Origin of the sequence: Kitasatospora sp. NBC_00458, from assembly GCF_036013975.1 — a bacterium.
GTDB lineage: Bacteria > Actinomycetota > Actinomycetes > Streptomycetales > Streptomycetaceae > Kitasatospora.
Genome location: NZ_CP107904.1, coordinates 5,960,074 through 5,978,445, shown reverse-complemented (window position 1 = coordinate 5,978,445; position 18,372 = coordinate 5,960,074). Strand labels below are relative to the sequence as shown.

Below are 18,372 nucleotides of genomic sequence, written 5' to 3'. Positions count from 1 at the left end.
CAGATCGTGTACTGTCCGGCACCCCGCGACCCGCGACCCGGACGGGCCCGGCACCGGGCACCGTCCCGGCTTGCGTCCCGGCGACCCGCACGGGGCACCGGCACCCGCAACGACCGTACTGCTCGGACCGGACATCGCGGACCCCCCAGTCTGGCAGCACTCGCGCCGGGTATAAGGCCGGTTGCGCTCGGTTGGTACCGCCCCGGCCGAAACAGGTGGGCAGAATCACCCTCCGGTGCCTGTTTCGACGCCCCGCCCCCACGGGGAACCAAGCGGAAAGTAGGGTGGAGCGCTGCACCGGGCCCCGACCCGCCCCAAGCGCCGCCGCCCACCCCGCCGGCACGCACCGGGGAGTCGGCGCCGCACCCGGACAGTCAGGGACAGAGCAGAGGAGACGTGGCAACGTGGTCACCGCGCGCGCAGCCGCCACCTTCGAACCGGTGGGCCGGTCGGCCTCCGCCGCCCGCTCCTTCGTCCGGGACGCCCTGCTGGGCTGGGGCCTGCCCGAGGTCGTCGACGACGCCGTCGTGCTGGTCAGCGAACTCGTCACCAACGCCGTCGTCCACGCCGGCACCGCCGCCGAGGTCTGCTGCCTCCGCGAGGCCGACACCGTCCGGATCGAGGTCACCGACCACCACCCCGAACGCGGCCTGCCCACCTTCGCCGACGTCCCCGCCACCGCCTCCGACCACTACGCCGACCCCGACGGCGAGGGCGGCCGCGGCCTGCTGATGTGCGCGGCCCTCGCCGAACGCTGGGGCGTCGAGTACGGCGCCGGCCGCAAGACCGTCTGGTTCCGCCTCGCCCTGCCCGCCCACGTCGCCGGCACCCGCTACGCCGTCCCCGCCACGCCCGGCAGCGAACTGCCCAGGAGCAGCGGCCCGGTGCACGTCGCCGTGGTCCAGCTCGACGACGACGGCCGCGTCCTCGCCTGGAACCCCGACGCCGAGGCGCTCTTCCAGCACCCCGCCGACAGCGTCCTCGGCCACCCCTGGGCCGACCTCGCCGTCTGGCCGCAGACCCCCGGCCTCGGCCTCGCCGCCACCCTCCGCCTGGCCCGCTGGGAGGGCGGCTACGCGCTGCGCCGTGCCGACGGCTCCACGGTCGACGTCTACGGCGTCCAGGTCCGCCTCCGCGACACCGACGGCACCCCCTCCACCCTCTGCCTGCTCGTCCTCGACGACGACCGCGCCGTCCTGCGCTCCCCCGCCCGCGCCCTGCCCGGCGAGAAGCCCGAGGCCTCCGCCCGGCTCGACCTGCTGGCCGGCCTCGGCTCCGGCGAGGACCTCGACACACTGCTCCAGCACACCGTCGAGCGCGCCCGCGACCTGCTCGACGCCGACGCCGCCTACCTGCTGCTCACCACCGACGACGAGACCGAGTTCGAGGTCCGCGCCGCCACCGGACTCACCTCCGGCCACCGCCGGCACACCCGCTTCCCGGTCGACACCGGCAACCGCTACGACTCGCCCCGCCTCCCCTCCGTCCACGAGGACCTCGCCACCCGGCCCACCGGCCTGCCCGTCCTCGGCGGCAGCGGCATGCGCTCCCTGCTCACCGTCCCGCTCAAGGTCGAGGGCCGGCTGATCGGCTCGCTCGGCATCGCCACCGCCGCCCCCGGCCGGTACGACAACGAGGACGCCCTCCGGCTGCAGTTCGCCGCCGACCGGCTCGCCCTCGCCGTCGAGTCCACCCGGCTCACCGAACTCGAACGGCTGCGCCGCGGCTCGCTCTCCTTCCTCGTCGAGGCCTCCGACCTGCTGGCCGGCACCCTCGAACACGAGCAGACCCTCGCCCTGATGGCACAGATGGCCGTCCCCACCCTCGCCTCCTGGTGCACCGTCTACACCAACGGCGACCACGGCGCCCCGGCCTCGCTCGCCTTCGTCCTGCACGAGGACGAGGACCGCATCGACCCGCTGCGCGCACTGCTCGACAAGACCCCCGCACCCGACGCCGGCCCCACCCACGGCGCCCGCTTCTGGACCGCGCCCGCCGACACCGCGCGCGGCAGCGGACTCGCCGACAGCCCCGACCTGTCCGGACTCCTCGGCGAGACCGTCGTCCTGCCGCTGACCGCCCGCAACCGCGTGATCGGCCTGTTCGTCCTCGGCACCTCGGCGGGCGTCCGCTTCCGCCAGGAGGTCCTCGAACTCGCCGAGGACCTCTCCCGCCGGGCCGCCCTCGCACTCGACAACTCCCGCCTCTACTCCGAGCGCACCGCCACCAGCCAGGCCCTGCAGCGCAGTCTGCTGCCGCCGGACCTGCCGGAGATCCCGGGCGTCGAGGTGGACGTCTACTACCAGGCGGCCGGCGAGGGCAACGAGGTCGGCGGCGACTTCTACGACCTCTTCCCGATCCGCGAGGGCACCTACGGCTTCGCCATCGGCGACGTCTGCGGCACCGGCCCCGAGGCCGCCTCCGTCACCGGCCTCGCCCGGCACTCGCTGCGCCTGCTCGCCCGCGAGGGCCTGGACGCCCCGCAGGTCCTCAGCCGGCTCAACACGGCGATCCTGGAGGAGGGTTCGCGCAGCCGCTTCCTCACCCTGCTCTACGGCGAGCTGACGCCCCTTCCGGACGGCAGCACCGAGCTCTCCCTGGTCTGCGCCGGCCACCCGCTGCCGCTGCGCCTGCGCACCGACGGCCGGGTGGACCGCGCCGCGACCCCGCAGCCGCTGCTCGGCGTCATGGAGGACCTCGACCTCACCGCCGAACGCCTGGTGCTCTCGCCCGGTGAGGTCCTGCTCTGCGTCACCGACGGTGTCACCGAACGCCGCGAGGGCCTGCGGATGCTGGGCGACGACGGCCTCGCCGAGGTCCTCACCGGCTGCACCGGGCTCACCGCGGGCGCGGTCGCGCTGCGGGTCCAGCGGGCGGTCGAGCGGTTCGCCCCGGAGCCGCCCTCCGACGACATGGCGATCCTCACCCTGCGGGTCCCCACCCAGCGGACCGCCTGAGTCCCGGAGCCCGGTGGCGCCGACCGGTGTCCCGCCGCTGCCGGAGCGGGGCCGGAGCGGTGTCCGGCCGTGAACGATCCCCGACCGACGACGTCACAAATTGTGCGATTCACAAGGGTACAAGCCCGCTCACCCTGGGTACACCGATCTCACCGGGGAATCCCCCGGCGGGGACGTGACCAGCGGTTCTCCGCTGGCCCAGCATTCTGATCGCAGCCGTCGCACGCTCCAGCCGTGCGCCCTCGGCGCGGTCGCGCGCATTCACCTCATCGAAACTCACCCGAGTTCACTGCGCCCTGCGCGCGCCCAGAGTGAAAGGAGCCTCCGGTGAGCAACGAAGCTACCGGGGCACTGAACGCCCGCTCCACCGGAGCCGACGCGGGTAACCTCGGTTACCTCGCACTCGGCCTGACCCTCCTCGCCTACGGCCTGCTCTCCACCGGCATCTTCAGTGGCACAGGGGTCGGGGACTCAGCCCGTCTCGCCCACGTCGTCGGCGGTCTCACCCTGTTCATCGCCGGTCTCTGGCAGCTCCGCGGCGGCGAGGGCTTCACCGGCACCGCCTTCACCAGCCTCGGAGCCTTCTGGGCCACCTGGTCCACGGCCTCCGGAGCACACAAGAACGCGGCCGGCCTGTTCCTCCTCCTGTGGGCCCTGCTCGCGCTCACCCTCACCGCGGCCAGCTGGAACGCGGGCCTGTTCAACCGGGTCGTCTACGGCCTGCTGACGGTCTCGCTGCTGCTCTCCGCACTCGCCACCTTCAACACCTCCGGGGGCCTCGCCAAGGCCGCCGGCTGGGTCGCCGCGGCCTCCGGGCTGGCGGCCTGGTACTGGGCCACCGCGTCGCTGACCAACAGCGCGTGGGGCCGGGACGCCCTGCCCGTCAAGTAACGGCAGGACCACCGGCGGACCGGACCCACCCCCCACGGGGCCCGGTCCGTCGGCACGTCCGGCCCCGCCGGGGCTCCCCGCCCGCCCGGGCGGGCCTCGCTCAGCCCCCGGTGGCCACCCGGTCCGGCTCGTCCGCCGACCGGACCTCAGCCGCCCGCCCGGCACGCCGGCGGGCGGCGTACGCCTGGGCCGCGTACGCCAGCAGCAGGATCGCCACCGCCACCAGGCCGTCCGCCCAGAAGTGGTTGGCCGTGACGACCACCACCGTCACCGTCAGGACCGGGTGCAGCACCACCAGCCAGCGCAGCGAACTCGTCGACACCTTGATGACGGCCACCGCCACCAGCACGCACCAGGCCACGTGCACCGACGGCATCGCCGACAGCTGGGCCGCCTTGACCATCCCGCCGACCGTTCCCCCGTAGACCGACTGCCCGTACTCCGCGGCCACGTCGACGAAGCCCTCCTGCGGGAGCATCCGGGGCGGTGCCACCGGGATGAACTGCACGGCCAGGCAGACCGCCGTCGTGATGACCACCGTCGTCCGCACCCACGCGTAGCGCCGGCGGTGCCGCAGGAACACCCAGACCAGCAGCGCGATCATCACCGTGAAGTGCATCGCCGCGTAGTAGTAGTTGGCCAGCCTCACCAGCACCGGGTACGGCGTCACCGCCTCCTGCCAGGCCACCTCGTCCGGCAGCCCGAGCGCCACCTCCGTCCGGTGGATCCAGCTCGCCCGGTCCAGCGCGTGCTCGGTGCTCATCAGGGAGAGGCTCCCGACCAGCTGCCAGAGGGCGAACAGGGCGAGCAGCGTGCCGGCCTCCCGCAGGACAGCCGCCACCGCCCCTCGCCGGACCCGGGCGGCCGCGTACGAGCCGCCGTAGAGTGCGACCGCGGCGCCCCCGGCGGACTGCCAGGTAAGGGTCAGGTTCTGCAACGGTTCGCGCCTCTCCACCGGGCTTGGACGTGGTGGGGAGACGTTAACGCAAAAAGACCCCCTCCCGAACGGGAGGGGGTCTTTTTGGAATGATTGTTCGGCGGCGTCCTACTCTCCCACAGGGTCCCCCCTGCAGTACCATCGGCGCTGTGAGGCTTAGCTTCCGGGTTCGGAATGTAACCGGGCGTTTCCCTCACGCTATGACCACCGAAACACTATGAAACTGTCAACCGCACCCACGACAGGCCATGTCATGGGGGTCGTTGTTTCAGAACAACACAGTGGACGCGAGCAACTGAGGACAAGCCCTCGGCCTATTAGTACCGGTCAACTCCACCCCTTACAGGGCTTCCATATCCGGCCTATCAACCCAGTCGTCTACTGGGAGCCTTACCCTCTCAAGGAGGTGGGAGTGCTCATCTCGAAGCAGGCTTCCCGCTTAGATGCTTTCAGCGGTTATCCCTCCCGAACGTAGCCAACCAGCCATGCCCTTGGCAGGACAACTGGCACACCAGAGGTTCGTCCGTCCCGGTCCTCTCGTACTAGGGACAGCCCTTCTCAACACTCCTACGCGCACAGCGGATAGGGACCGAACTGTCTCACGACGTTCTAAACCCAGCTCGCGTACCGCTTTAATGGGCGAACAGCCCAACCCTTGGGACCTACTCCAGCCCCAGGATGCGACGAGCCGACATCGAGGTGCCAAACCATCCCGTCGATATGGACTCTTGGGGAAGATCAGCCTGTTATCCCCGGGGTACCTTTTATCCGTTGAGCGACGGCGCTTCCACAAGCCACCGCCGGATCACTAGTCCCGACTTTCGTCCCTGCTCGACCCGTCAGTCTCACAGTCAAGCTCCCTTGTGCACTTACACTCAACACCTGATTGCCAACCAGGCTGAGGGAACCTTTGGGCGCCTCCGTTACTCTTTAGGAGGCAACCGCCCCAGTTAAACTACCCACCAGACACTGTCCCTGATCCGGATCACGGACCCAGGTTAGACATCCAGCACGACCAGAGTGGTATTTCAACGACGACTCCACAACAACTGGCGTTGCTGCTTCAAAGTCTCCCACCTATCCTACACAAGCCGAACCGAACACCAATATCAAGCTATAGTAAAGGTCCCGGGGTCTTTCCGTCCTGCTGCGCGAAACGAGCATCTTTACTCGTAATGCAATTTCACCGGGCCTATGGTTGAGACAGTCGAGAAGTCGTTACGCCATTCGTGCAGGTCGGAACTTACCCGACAAGGAATTTCGCTACCTTAGGATGGTTATAGTTACCACCGCCGTTTACTGGCGCTTAAGTTCTCAGCTTCGCCTGGACGAATCCAAGCTAACCGGTCCCCTTAACGTTCCAGCACCGGGCAGGCGTCAGTCCGTATACATCGCCTTACGGCTTCGCACGGACCTGTGTTTTTAGTAAACAGTCGCTTCTCGCTGGTCTCTGCGGCCACCCCCAGCTCTGGCAGCAAGTGCCGTCACCAGGAATGGCCCCCCTTCTCCCGAAGTTACGGGGGCATTTTGCCGAGTTCCTTAACCATAGTTCACCCGAACGCCTCGGTATTCTCTACCTGACCACCTGAGTCGGTTTGGGGTACGGGCCGCCATGAAACTCGCTAGAGGCTTTTCTCGACAGCATAGGATCATCCACTTCACCACAATCGGCTCGGCATCAGGTCTCAGCCTTAATGAGTGACGGATTTGCCTATCACTCGGCCTACACCCTTACCCCGGGACAACCACCGCCCGGGCTGGACTACCTTCCTGCGTCACCCCATCGCTCACCTAATACAGACTTGGTTCAGCGGCTCCACCACGTCCCTTTGTCCGAAGACTCCGGGCCGGCTTCACGGCTTTAGCATCACCTGGTTCAGCGTTGGCGCTTCAAAGCGGGTACGGGAATATCAACCCGTTGTCCATCGACTACGCCTGTCGGCCTCGCCTTAGGTCCCGACTTACCCTGGGCAGATCAGCTTGACCCAGGAACCCTTGGTCAATCGGCGCAAGAGTTTCTCACTCTTGTATCGCTACTCATGCCTGCATTCTCACTCGTGTACCGTCCACGACTGGTTTCCACCGCCGCTTCACCCGGCACACGACGCTCCCCTACCCATCACAGCAGGCGTTGGCCCTATATGCTGCAATGACACGACTTCGGTGATGTGCTTGAGCCCCGCTACATTGTCGGCGCGGAATCACTTGACCAGTGAGCTATTACGCACTCTTTCAAGGGTGGCTGCTTCTAAGCCAACCTCCTGGTTGTCTCTGCGACTCCACATCCTTTCCCACTTAGCACACGCTTAGGGACCTTAGTCGGTGTTCTGGGCTGTTTCCCTCTCGACCATGGAGCTTATCCCCCACAGTCTCACTGCCACGCTCTCACTTACCGGCATTCGGAGTTTGGCTAAGGTCAGTAACCCGGTGAGGCCCATCGCCTATCCAGTGCTCTACCTCCGGCAAGAAACACGTGACGCTGCACCTAAATGCATTTCGGGGAGAACCAGCTATCACGGAGTTTGATTGGCCTTTCACCCCTAACCACAGGTCATCCCCCAGGTTTTCAACCCTGGTGGGTTCGGTCCTCCACGAAGTCTTACCTCCGCTTCAACCTGCCCATGGCTAGATCACTCCGCTTCGGGTCTTGGGCATGCAACTCAACCGCCCTATTCGGACTCGCTTTCGCTACGGCTACCCCACACGGGTTAACCTCGCTACACACCGCAAACTCGCAGGCTCATTCTTCAAAAGGCACGCAGTCACGGCCCACGTCCGAAAACGTGAACGACGCTCCCACGGCTTGTAGGCACACGGTTTCAGGTACTATTTCACTCCGCTCCCGCGGTACTTTTCACCATTCCCTCACGGTACTATCCGCTATCGGTCACCAGGGAATATTTAGGCTTAGCGGGTGGTCCCGCCAGATTCACACGGGATTTCTCGGGCCCCGTGCTACTTGGGAGTTCTTCAAACGAGCCGTACAGATTTCGCCTACGGGGGTCTTACCCTCTACGCCGGACCTTTCGCATGTCCTTCGACTATCCATACGGTTTCTGACTCGCCGACCGGCCGGCAGACCGGTCAAGAAAAATCCCACGACCCCACAAGCGCAACCCCTGCCGGGTCTCACACGCTCATGGTTTAGCCTCATCCGGTTTCGCTCGCCACTACTCCCGGAATCACGGTTGTTTTCTCTTCCTGCGGGTACTGAGATGTTTCACTTCCCCGCGTTCCCTCCACATACCCTATGTGTTCAGGTATGGGTGACAGCCCATGACGACTGCCGGGTTTCCCCATTCGGAAACCCCCGGATCAAAGCCTGGTTGACGGCTCCCCGGGGACTATCGTGGCCTCCCACGTCCTTCATCGGTTCCTGGTGCCAAGGCATCCACCGTGCGCCCTTAAAAACTTGGCCACAGATGCTCGCGTCCACTGTGCAGTTCTCAAACAACGACCAGACACCCACACTCAACGACCCGAAGACCGCCTCGCATGGGACCGGCATCACTGAAGCAACGACCATACGGCCGTTCCCTCAGGACCCAACAACGTGCCCGACACACCCGATCAACAATCCGTCTTCCACGCCGAAGCAGTACTAGCGGATGCCAACCCAGTGTGCCGAATAGTCAACGTTCCACCCATGAGCAACCGTGCAGGACATTCGCCTGCAAGCGGCTATGTGCTCCTTAGAAAGGAGGTGATCCAGCCGCACCTTCCGGTACGGCTACCTTGTTACGACTTCGTCCCAATCGCTGGTCCCACCTTCGACGGCTCCTCCCCTTACGGGTTAGGCCACCGGCTTCGGGTGTTACCGACTTTCGTGACGTGACGGGCGGTGTGTACAAGGCCCGGGAACGTATTCACCGCAGCATGCTGATCTGCGATTACTAGCAACTCCAACTTCATGGGGTCGAGTTGCAGACCCCAATCCGAACTGAGGCCGGCTTTTTGGGATTCGCTCCGCCTCGCGGCATCGCAGCCCTTTGTACCGACCATTGTAGCACGTGTGCAGCCCAAGACATAAGGGGCATGATGATTTGACGTCGTCCCCACCTTCCTCCGAGTTGACCCCGGCAGTCTCCTGTGAGTCCCCATCACCCCGAAAGGCATGCTGGCAACACAGAACAAGGGTTGCGCTCGTTGCGGGACTTAACCCAACATCTCACGACACGAGCTGACGACAACCATGCACCACCTGTATACCGACCACAAGGGGGCACCCATCTCTGGATGTTTCCGGCATATGTCAAGCCTTGGTAAGGTTCTTCGCGTTGCGTCGAATTAAGCCACATGCTCCGCTGCTTGTGCGGGCCCCCGTCAATTCCTTTGAGTTTTAGCCTTGCGGCCGTACTCCCCAGGCGGGGAACTTAATGCGTTAGCTGCGGCACCGACGACGTGGAATGTCGCCAACACCTAGTTCCCAACGTTTACGGCGTGGACTACCAGGGTATCTAATCCTGTTCGCTCCCCACGCTTTCGCTCCTCAGCGTCAGTAATGGCCCAGAGATCCGCCTTCGCCACCGGTGTTCCTCCTGATATCTGCGCATTTCACCGCTACACCAGGAATTCCGATCTCCCCTACCACACTCTAGCCTGCCCGTATCGAATGCAGACCCGGGGTTAAGCCCCGGGCTTTCACATCCGACGCGACAGGCCGCCTACGAGCTCTTTACGCCCAATAATTCCGGACAACGCTCGCACCCTACGTATTACCGCGGCTGCTGGCACGTAGTTAGCCGGTGCTTCTTCTGCAGGTACCGTCACTTGCGCTTCTTCCCTGCTGAAAGAGGTTTACAACCCGAAGGCCGTCATCCCTCACGCGGCGTCGCTGCATCAGGCTTTCGCCCATTGTGCAATATTCCCCACTGCTGCCTCCCGTAGGAGTCTGGGCCGTGTCTCAGTCCCAGTGTGGCCGGTCGCCCTCTCAGGCCGGCTACCCGTCGTCGCCTTGGTAGGCCATTACCCCACCAACAAGCTGATAGGCCGCGGGCTCATCCTGCACCGCCGGAGCTTTCCACCAACCCCCATGCGGAGGAAGGTCATATCCGGTATTAGACCCCGTTTCCAGGGCTTGTCCCAGAGTGCAGGGCAGATTGCCCACGTGTTACTCACCCGTTCGCCACTGATCCACCCCGAAGGGCTTCACCGTTCGACTTGCATGTGTTAAGCACGCCGCCAGCGTTCGTCCTGAGCCAGGATCAAACTCTCCGTGAATGTTTACCGGTAATCCGGTCGACACCCGCGTTGAGCGGCACGGCAACCACCGGAATAGGGTGATCCCGCGCACTGCGTCCTCGCTAGTGTTTTACTTCAAAAGGAATCTCCAACCCCAGATGATCTGAGGCCGGGGATGTCAACATATCTGGCGTTGACTTTTGGCACGCTGTTGAGTTCTCAAGGAACGGACACTTCCTTCAGGCGGCTTTCACACCGGCCCTCCGGGCGCTTCGTTCTTTCGTGTTCCCAGCTTACCAGATGTTTTCCGCACCGTTTCCGGCGCTTCGTTCATCCAACTCGCTGGTGTCTTCTGCGGCTTGACGCCCCGTCCGACGTTCCAAACTCTAGCCGATCCCCGCCCCGAAAGGCGAATCCAGCCGCAATCCGCATAAACAGGCACGCCAAATACAATCCGAGCCGCGAAAGCCAAAAGGCAGAACGCGACCCGATCCGCATGGGAAGTGGTGTTTCAGAGGATTGGCCGCTCCGGGACCGTCCGCGCTGGTGCGTGTCCGGTGCTCCCTGTCGAGCGACTAGGGAACACTACGCCCGTTCCGGGGCAGGTGCAAACCCCCGCCGGCGGGCTGTGCGCGGCCGGGATGGACCTCGGCGGCAGGACCCCGGGAACGCCCGTAGGCCGGTCCGCTGGTGAGCGGACCGGCCTACGGAGGAGACCCGGCGGCGGGCGGGGGACCCGCCCGCGGGAGGTTCAGCTGTTGGTCGGGAAACCGAGGTTGATGCCGCCGTGCGAGGGGTCGAGCCAACGCTGGGTGACGGCCTTCCCGCGGGTGAAGAAGTGCACGCCGTCCGCACCGTAGGCGTGGGCGTCGCCGAACAGCGAAGCCTTCCAGCCGCCGAAGGAGTAGTAGGCGACCGGGACCGGGATCGGCACGTTGATGCCGACCATGCCGACCTCCACCTCGTACTGGAAGCGCCGGGCCGCGCCGCCGTCGTTGGTGAAGATGGCGGTGCCGTTGCCGTAGGGGTTGGCGTTGATGAGCGCCAGGCCCTCCTCGTAGGAGGCGACGCGCACCACCGAGAGCACCGGGCCGAAGATCTCGTCGGTGTAGACGGACATGCCGGGCTTCACCCGGTCGAACAGCGTCGGGCCGAGCCAGAAGCCGTCGGCCGTCGGCGCGCCGTTCCGGTCCTCGGCCGTGACCGGGTGCTTGCGGCCGTCGACGGCCAGCTCGGCGCCGTCGGCGAGGCCGGACTCGACGTAGGAGGTGACCTTGTCCCGGTGCTGACCGGTGACGAGCGGGCCCATCTCGGACTCGCCGTTGCAGCCGGGGCCCACCGTGAGGGTGGCGATCCGCTGCTTGATCTTCTCGACCAGCTCGTCGCCGACCGGGTCGACCGCGACCAGGACGGAGACCGCCATGCAGCGCTCGCCCGCCGCACCGAAGCCGGCGTTGACGGCGGCGTCGGCGCTGAGGTCGAGGTCCGCGTCGGGCAGGACCAGCATGTGGTTCTTGGCGCCGCCGAGGGCCTGGACGCGCTTGCCGTAGCGGGTGCCGGTCTCGTACACGTACCGGGCGATGGGGGTGGAGCCGACGAAGCTGACCGACTTGATGTCAGGGTGCTCCAGCAGGCGGTCGACGGCCACCTTGTCGCCGTGCACGACGTTGAAGACGCCGTCCGGCAGACCGGCCTCCTTCCACAGCCCGGCGAGGAAGTCGGCGGCGGACGGGTCCTTCTCCGAGGGCTTGAGGACGACGGTGTTGCCCGCCGCGATGGCGATCGGGAAGAACCACATCGGCACCATGGCCGGGAAGTTGAACGGCGAGATGATCGCGACCGGGCCGAGCGGCTGGCGGATCGAGTAGACGTCGATGCCGGTGGAGGCCTGCTCGGTGAATCCGCCCTTGAGCAGCTGCGGGATGCCGCAGGCGTACTCGACGACCTCCAGGCCGCGGGCGATCTCGCCCAGGGCGTCGGAGTGCACCTTGCCGTGCTCGGCGACGATGATCGACGCCAGCTCGTCCTTGCGGGCGTTGAGCAGCTCGCGGAAGGCGAAGAGCACGGTGGTGCGCTTGGCGATCGACGCGGTGCGCCACTCGGCGAACGCCGAGGCGGCCGCGGCGACCGCCTGGTCGACCTCGGCGGTCCCGGCGAAGTCGACCTGGCCGGTGACCTGCCCGGTGGCCGGGTCGAAGATGTCACCGCGGCGGGGCGCGGCACCGGCGGTGGCGACCGGCCGGCCGCCGATCCAGTGGGTGATGTGCTTGCTCAAGGTCCGTCTGCCTCCGAAGTCCCGGGCGGCATCAAGCCACCGGTCCCTTGTGTGGCGCCGCCCGCGCGGCGCCCGGGCGGCGGGGTCACGGGGTGACCGCGCTCAGCACCCAGTCTGGTCGCCGGCGCCGGCCGGCTCAACGAACAGGCTGACGGGGATCGGAGGTTCAGCCTTACAGGTCGTCGGGACACGGGCCCGTTCGGGGGAAGGAAGCGTTCCGGAACGGGCCCCGGAACCCGCTGGAGCGGCACGGCGCGGCCGACGGCCCGGCGGTCACGCCTCCTCCTCGTCCTCCAGGTACGGGTCGTGCAGGCCGTCGGCCGCCTCCCGGGTCTCCAGCAGGTCGAGCCGGAGGTCCTGTGCCCAGGCCAGCGCCCACCGCTTCAGCTCCCCGACCTCCCCGGACGGACAGCCCCGGGCCCGGAACCGCCCGTCGGCGGCCTCGGCCAGCGTCTCCAGCCGGTCGGCGAGCACCGCGGGTTGGAACTCGGCGTCGAGTCCGGTGGCCAGCGCGAGCAGTTCGCCCTCGCGGTACCAGGCGGTCAGCGCGTGCACGTCGATCAGGTCTCGGGGCAGGGCGCGGTCGGCGAGCAGGACGGTGCCGAGCGCGGCGGCGTCCTCCAGGGCGACGGCCGTGACCGCCAGCGGGGCTTCGGGCCCGCCGAGGCCGACGCGGACCGGCCGGTGGGCGAGCGGTTCCTTGCGCAGCTCGACGGCGTGCGACCGCCCGCCGAGGGTGAGCCGTACGGAGAGCTGCTCCAGGCGCGGCGTGCCCGGCCGCTCGGCGACCCCGCCGTCGGCCGCCCGGTAGGCGGCGGCCAGCTCGGCGGCGGCCGTCGGCAGGTCAGTGGTGCCGTCGGCCACCAGGGTGAGCCCGTCCTGGGCGCAGGCCGGGACGCCGTGGGCCCGCAGCGCGTGTCCGCCGGCGAGCGCGAGTCCGTACCGGTCGCAGACGGGCCGGGCCAGTTCGGCGAGGCGCAGCTGGACCGGGTCGGGGCGGAGGGGCGGGTCGGCGGTGTCCGGGGCGGTGGTCACCCCTCCAGTCTGGCGCGCGGGCCCGTGCGGTGCGCCGGGCCCGCCGGACGGGACCGGCCCCCGGCCGGGTCGGCGCGGCCGCCGGTCGGTGGACGGCCCGGTGGTTCACCGGTCGCTGAGCCCGGCGGCCGCCTCGTGGAGCGCGAGTTCGAGGACGACCGGGTCGTTGAGCCGTCCGGAGCCGTCGGGCGGGACCAGCCAGCGGATGCCCCGGCTGCGCCGGCCCGGGTGCGGCACGACGATCCAGGTGCCCTCCCCCGCGCAGCGCACTCCGGTGCCGACCCATCGGGCCGCGGTCCCGGCGGGCACCAGGAAGCCGACGTACTCGTCGCCGAAGTCCGTGAGGACCGGGCCGCAGGTGGCGGCGCCGAGCAGGTCCACGGCGGGCCGGCCGAGCCGGGCGGGCACCGAGAGGACGTCCCAGCGCCGGCCGGCCGGGAGGAGCACCAAGCCGAGGCCGGTGCGTTCCCACTGTTCCCGGAAGGACTCCGGGTCCGGCGCCGCCTGGGCGAGCCAGTGCAGTCCGGTGCTCTCCATGTGCTTCCCCGCTTCTTCGCATCGGTCTGTCGTGACGCGGCGGGAAGGGCAGTGAGACCCGCCGTCACCAACGAGAGGGTGACGGCGGGTCTCTCTTACACGGGTCCTCGGGTGGCCCGTGTCACGGTCCGGTGCCGGAGGCCGGAGGGCGACGGCGTCCGCGGGTCGGCGACTGCGACCCGCGACCGGCGGCGACCGGCGGCCCGCGACCGGTCAGCTGTCGAAGCCGAGCCCCATCCGGTCGAGGGTGCGCAGCCAGAGGTTGCGGTGGCCGCCGAGGCGGTCGGCGCGCTCCAGCGACCGCGTGGTGATCTCGATGCCCGCCCAGCGGACCGGCTCGGGCGGGAAGGGCAGCGGCTTGCGGCGGACCATCTCCAGTTCGGTGCGTTCGGTGCGCTCCCCCGCCAGCAGGTCGAGCATCACCTCGGCGCCGAAGCGGGTGGCGCCGACGCCGAGGCCGGTGTACCCGGCGGCGTACGCGACCCGGCCGCGGTGGGCGGTGTCGTAGAAGGCGGAGAACCGGCTGCAGGTGTCGATGGCCCCGCCCCACGCGTTGGTGAAGCGGATCCCCTCCAGCTGCGGGAAGCAGCGGGCGAAGTTCCGCGCGAGGGTGTCGAAGGTCTGCGGCCGCTGGTCGTAGGCCCGCCGCAGGTGTCCGCCGAAGTGGTAGACGGCGTCGTAGCCGCCCCACAGGATCCGGTTGTCGGCGCTGAGCCGGAAGTAGTGGAACTTGTTGGCGCTGTCGCTGAGGCCCTGCCGTCCGCGCCAGCCGATGGCGGCGAGCTGCTCCTCGGTGAGCGGCTCGGTCATCAGCGCGTAGTCGTACACCGGGACGACGTACGGACGGACGCGCCGGAGCAGGGACGGGAAGGCGTTGGTGCCGAGCGCGACCTTGCCGGCGGACACCCGGCCGTGCGGGGTGCGGACGCTCATGCCTGCGCCGTCCTCGCGCAGGTCGAGCGCCGGGGTGTGCTCGAAGATCCGTACGCCCTGGCCCAGGCAGGCGGCCTTGAGGCCCCAGGCCAGCTTGGCGGGGTGGACCATGGCGACGCCGTCCCGGTCCCAGACCCCGCCGAGGAAGGTCGGCGAGTCGACCTCGGCGCGCAGTGCCCCGGCGTCGAGCACGGTGAGGTCGAGGCCGTACTCGGCGACGGCCTCCGCGAGCTCGTGGAGTTCTTCGAGCTGGTGGGGCTGGGTGGCGATGTCGATCTCGCCGGTCCGTTCCCACTCGGCGTCGATGCCGTACCGCTCCAGGGTCGCCCCGATGCCGTCGAGGTTGGCGGCACCGAGGCGCTCCAGCCGGCCGAGTTCGGCGGGCCAGCGCTGCAGGCCGTTGCCGAAGCCGTGGGTCAGGCTGGCGGCGCAGAACCCGCCGTTGCGCCCGGACGCGGCCCACCCGATCTCCTGGCCCTCGACCAGGACGACGTCCAGCGAGGGGTCGCGTTCCTTGGCGATCAGGGCGGTCCACAGACCGGAGTAGCCGCCGCCGACGACCAGCAGGTCGCAGCCGGTGGGCCCGGTCAGGGCGGGCAGGGCCGCGGGCCGACCGGGGTCCTCCAGCCAGAAGGGGGTGGGCCGGGCGTCAGCGAGCGCGCGGGCGGAGTCCATGCATTATCAGCCACTTTCCACAGGTAGAGCGGTGTACTGGAGGTCGGTCAGGCGGCCGCCTTGCGGCGGTTGCCGAGCCACTGGCCGGCGACCGTGAGCACGACGGCGGCGGCGAACATCGCGGTGCCGATGACGTTCACCTGGACCGGGATGCCGCGCTGCGAGGCGCCCCAGACGAACATCGGGAAGGTGACCGTGGTCGGTCCCGAGTTGAACTGGGTGATGATGAAGTCGTCGAAGGAGAGCGCGAAGCTGAGCAGCGCGCCGGCCGCGATGCCCGGGGAGGCGAGCGGCAGGGTGACCCGCAGGAAGGTCTGGACGGGGGTCGCGTAGAGGTCCTGGGCGGCCTGTTCGAGCCGCGGGTCCATGCTCATCACGCGGGCCTTGACCGCCGTCACCACGAAGCTGAGGCAGAACATGATGTGCGCGATGAGGATGGTGGTGAAGCCGAACGGGATGCGCATGTTGAGGAAGAGGGTGCCGAGCGAGGCGGCCATCACCACCTCGGGCATCGCCATCGGCAGGAAGATCATGGCGCTGGTGGCGCCCTTGCCGCGGAACCGGTAGCGGGCCAGCGCGAAGGCGACCATGGTGCCGAGCACGGTGGCGCCGACGGTGGCGGCGACGGCGACCTGGAGGCTGAGCGAGAGCGACTGGCACATCTCGGCCACGCCGCACGGGTCGGTCCAGGCGTCGGTGGAGAACTCGTTCCACTCGTAGTTGAACTTGCCGACCGGCTTGTTGAACGAGAAGGCGAGCACGACGAGGTTGGGGAGCACCAGGTAGGCCAGCGCCAGCAGGCCGGCGAGTACCACCAGGTTGCGGCGGATCCATGCGATCACTCGGGACATCAGACCAGTTCCTCCGTCCCGGCCTTGCGCATGTAGACCGTCACCATGCCCAGGATCAGGGCCATCAGGATGAAGCTCAGCGCGGCCGCCGTGGGGTAGTCGAGCACGTTCAGGAACTGCTTCTGGATGCCGTTGCCGACCATCTGCTCGCTCGGCGAGCCCAGCAGCTGGGCGTTGATGTAGTCGCCGGAGGCCGGGATGAAGGTGAGCAGGGTGCCCGCGACCACGCCGGGGAGCGAGATCGGGAAGGTCACCTTGCGGAAGGTCGTGAACGGGCGGGCGTAGAGGTCGCCGGCGGCCTCGTGCAGGCGCGGGTCGATCCGCTCCAGCGAGGTGTACAGCGGCAGGATCATGAACGGCAGGAAGTTGTAGGTGAGGCCGCAGACCACGGCGAGCGGGGTGGCGAGCACCCGGTCGCCGGAGGTGAGGCCGAGCGCGCCGGTGACGTCGAGGACGTGCAGCGCGTCGAGGGCGCCGACCACCGGTCCGCCGTCCGAGAGGATGGTCTTCCAGGCCAGCGTCCGGATCAGGAAGCTGGTGAAGAACGGCGCGATCACCAGGATCAGGATGACGTTGCGCCAGCGCCGGCCCGCCTTGAAGGCGATCGTGTAGGCGAGCGGGTAGCCGATGGCCAGGCAGAGCACGGTCGCGGTGGCGGCGTAGCCGAACGAGCGGACGAAGTGCCACCGGTACTCGTCCAGGGCGTCCCAGTACGTGGCCACGTGCCAGGTGACGCGGAAGCCGTCCTCCAGCGAGCCGGTCTGCAGCGAGGTGGAGGCCTGGTAGACCATCGGCACCGCGAAGAAGACGACCAGCCAGGCGATGCCGGGCAGCAGCAGCCAGTACGGGGTGAGCCGCCGCCGGGGGCGCGGTGCGGGACCGGCCGGGGTGGCGCCGTCGGGGGGTATGGCCTCCGCGGGGGCGGCCGGGACGGTGGTGGTCATGCCGCCGCCTCCCCGGTGCCCGCGTCGATCGCCTGGGCGGCGTCCAGGGCGAAGGAGTGCGCCGGGTTCCAGTGCAGGACGACGGGGGCGCCGGGGACGATCCGGGCGTCGCGCTCCATGTTCTGCTCGAAGACGGTGACCTCCTGGCCGCCGTCGGTGCGCACCAGGTACTGGGTGGAGACGCCGATGAAGCTGGAGTCGACGACGGTGCCGGACAGCCGGTTGCGGCCGTCGGCGACCTCGGCGGAGCCGTGCTCGATGGTGATCTTCTCGGGCCGCACCCCGAGGTGGACCCGCTTGGCCTCGGCGGCGCAGCGGGCCCGGGGCACGGTGAGCCGGGCCCCGGCGGCGGTGAGCAGCAGTTCCTCGCCGGCGCTGCCGGTGACGTCGGCGGGCAGCAGGTTGGACTGGCCGAGGAAGTTGGCCACGAAGGTGGTGGCGGGGTTCTCGTAGAGATCGGCCGGTGCGCCGAGCTGCTCGACCCGGCCGCCGTTCATCACCGCGATGGTGTCGGCCATGGTCATGGCCTCCTCCTGGTCGTGGGTGACGTGGACGAAGGTGATGCCGACCTCGGTCTGGATCCGCTTGAGCTCCAGCTGCATCTGGCGGCGGAGCTTGAGGTCGAGGGCGCCGAGCGGCTCGTCGAGGAGCAGCACCTGCGGGTGGTTGATCAGGGCGCGGGCGACGGCGACGCGCTGCTGCTGGCCGCCGGAGAGCTGGTGCGGCTTGCGGCGGGCGTAGGCGCCGAGTTCGACCAGCTCCAGCATCTCCTCGACCTGCTTCCTGACGTCCTTCCGGCCGCGCCGGCGCAGGCCGAAGGCGACGTTCTCGAAGATGTCGAGGTGCGGGAAGAGCGCGTAGCTCTGGAAGACGGTGTTGACCGGGCGCTTGTACGGGGGCAGCGCCGTGACGTCCTGGCCGCCGATCAGGACGGTGCCCTCGGTGGGCTCCTCCAGGCCGGCGATCATGCGCAGGGTGGTGGTCTTGCCGCAGCCGGACGCTCCGAGCAGGGCGAAGAAGGAGCCCTGGGGGACGGTCAGGTCGAGCGGGTGGACGGCGGTGAAGGAGCCGTAGGTCTTGCCGATGCCGGTGAGGCGGACGTCGCCGCCGGCCGGGGTGCGCAGCTGGTCTGTCATGGGGGTCTCTCTGGTCGCGG

10 protein-coding genes and 3 rRNA genes are annotated in these 18,372 nt (G+C 68.4%); 2 read left to right on the top strand and 11 right to left on the bottom strand.

Features of this window, described 5'->3' with window-relative positions:
* The first annotated feature begins 404 nt into the window (after nucleotides 1–404).
* Complete coding sequence (locus OG550_RS24980) at nucleotides 405–2,957, top strand: SpoIIE family protein phosphatase (RefSeq protein ID WP_327681108.1); 2,553 nt, start codon at nucleotides 405–407, stop codon at nucleotides 2,955–2,957.
* Nucleotides 2,958–3,284: 327 nt separating this feature from the next.
* Nucleotides 3,285–3,848, top strand: coding sequence for an acetate uptake transporter (locus tag OG550_RS24975; RefSeq protein ID WP_327681106.1), 564 nt, complete (start codon nucleotides 3,285–3,287; stop codon nucleotides 3,846–3,848).
* A 100-nt stretch (nucleotides 3,849–3,948) separates the two neighbouring features.
* Here the strand turns inward: OG550_RS24975 and OG550_RS24970 are convergent, their stop codons facing one another.
* The 11 genes from OG550_RS24970 to OG550_RS24920 all read right to left on the bottom strand — a co-directional run bounded on the left by OG550_RS24970 (nucleotide 3,949) and on the right by OG550_RS24920 (nucleotide 18,352).
* Entirely contained in the window at nucleotides 3,949–4,785 is an 837-nt protein-coding gene (locus tag OG550_RS24970) for a phosphatase PAP2 family protein (protein WP_327681104.1), read from the bottom strand.
* 95 nt (nucleotides 4,786–4,880) lie between these two features.
* Nucleotides 4,881–4,997 (bottom strand): 5S ribosomal RNA (gene rrf / locus OG550_RS24965).
* A gap of 85 nt (nucleotides 4,998–5,082) precedes the next feature.
* Nucleotides 5,083–8,203: ribosomal RNA gene (locus tag OG550_RS24960) — 23S ribosomal RNA — on the bottom strand.
* A gap of 278 nt (nucleotides 8,204–8,481) precedes the next feature.
* Nucleotides 8,482–10,005: ribosomal RNA gene (locus tag OG550_RS24955) — 16S ribosomal RNA — on the bottom strand.
* Together the 16S, 23S and 5S rRNA genes form the textbook arrangement of a ribosomal RNA operon.
* 712 nt (nucleotides 10,006–10,717) lie before the next feature.
* The gene (locus OG550_RS24950) at nucleotides 10,718–12,241 is read right to left on the bottom strand and encodes a CoA-acylating methylmalonate-semialdehyde dehydrogenase (RefSeq protein ID WP_327681102.1); all 1,524 of its coding nucleotides are present in this window, start codon (nucleotides 12,239–12,241) and stop codon (nucleotides 10,718–10,720) included.
* A 273-nt stretch (nucleotides 12,242–12,514) separates the two neighbouring features.
* Nucleotides 12,515–13,276, bottom strand: coding sequence for a hypothetical protein (locus OG550_RS24945; RefSeq protein ID WP_327681100.1), 762 nt, complete (start codon nucleotides 13,274–13,276; stop codon nucleotides 12,515–12,517).
* A 105-nt stretch (nucleotides 13,277–13,381) separates the two neighbouring features.
* Complete coding sequence (locus OG550_RS24940) at nucleotides 13,382–13,813, bottom strand: hypothetical protein (protein ID WP_327681098.1); 432 nt, start codon at nucleotides 13,811–13,813, stop codon at nucleotides 13,382–13,384.
* Between the two features lie 213 nt (nucleotides 13,814–14,026).
* Entirely contained in the window at nucleotides 14,027–15,421 is a 1,395-nt protein-coding gene (locus OG550_RS24935) for an NAD(P)/FAD-dependent oxidoreductase (RefSeq protein ID WP_327681096.1), read from the bottom strand.
* Nucleotides 15,422–15,468: 47 nt separating this feature from the next.
* Nucleotides 15,469–16,272 carry an ABC transporter permease gene (locus tag OG550_RS24930; protein ID WP_327681094.1) on the bottom strand — a complete coding sequence of 268 codons (804 nt, stop codon included), beginning with the start codon at nucleotides 16,270–16,272 and terminating at the stop codon, nucleotides 15,469–15,471.
* Nucleotides 16,272–17,216 carry an ABC transporter permease gene (locus tag OG550_RS24925; protein ID WP_327681092.1) on the bottom strand — a complete coding sequence of 315 codons (945 nt, stop codon included), beginning with the start codon at nucleotides 17,214–17,216 and terminating at the stop codon, nucleotides 16,272–16,274. The genes OG550_RS24930 and OG550_RS24925 overlap by 1 nt, the downstream gene beginning before the upstream one ends.
* Nucleotides 17,213–18,352: an ABC transporter ATP-binding protein gene (locus OG550_RS24920; protein WP_327681090.1), complete on the bottom strand. Its 1,140-nt coding sequence runs from the start codon at nucleotides 18,350–18,352 to the stop codon at nucleotides 17,213–17,215. Before OG550_RS24920 ends, OG550_RS24925 begins: the two co-directional genes overlap by 4 nt.
* Between the last annotated feature and the right edge of the window lie 20 nt (nucleotides 18,353–18,372).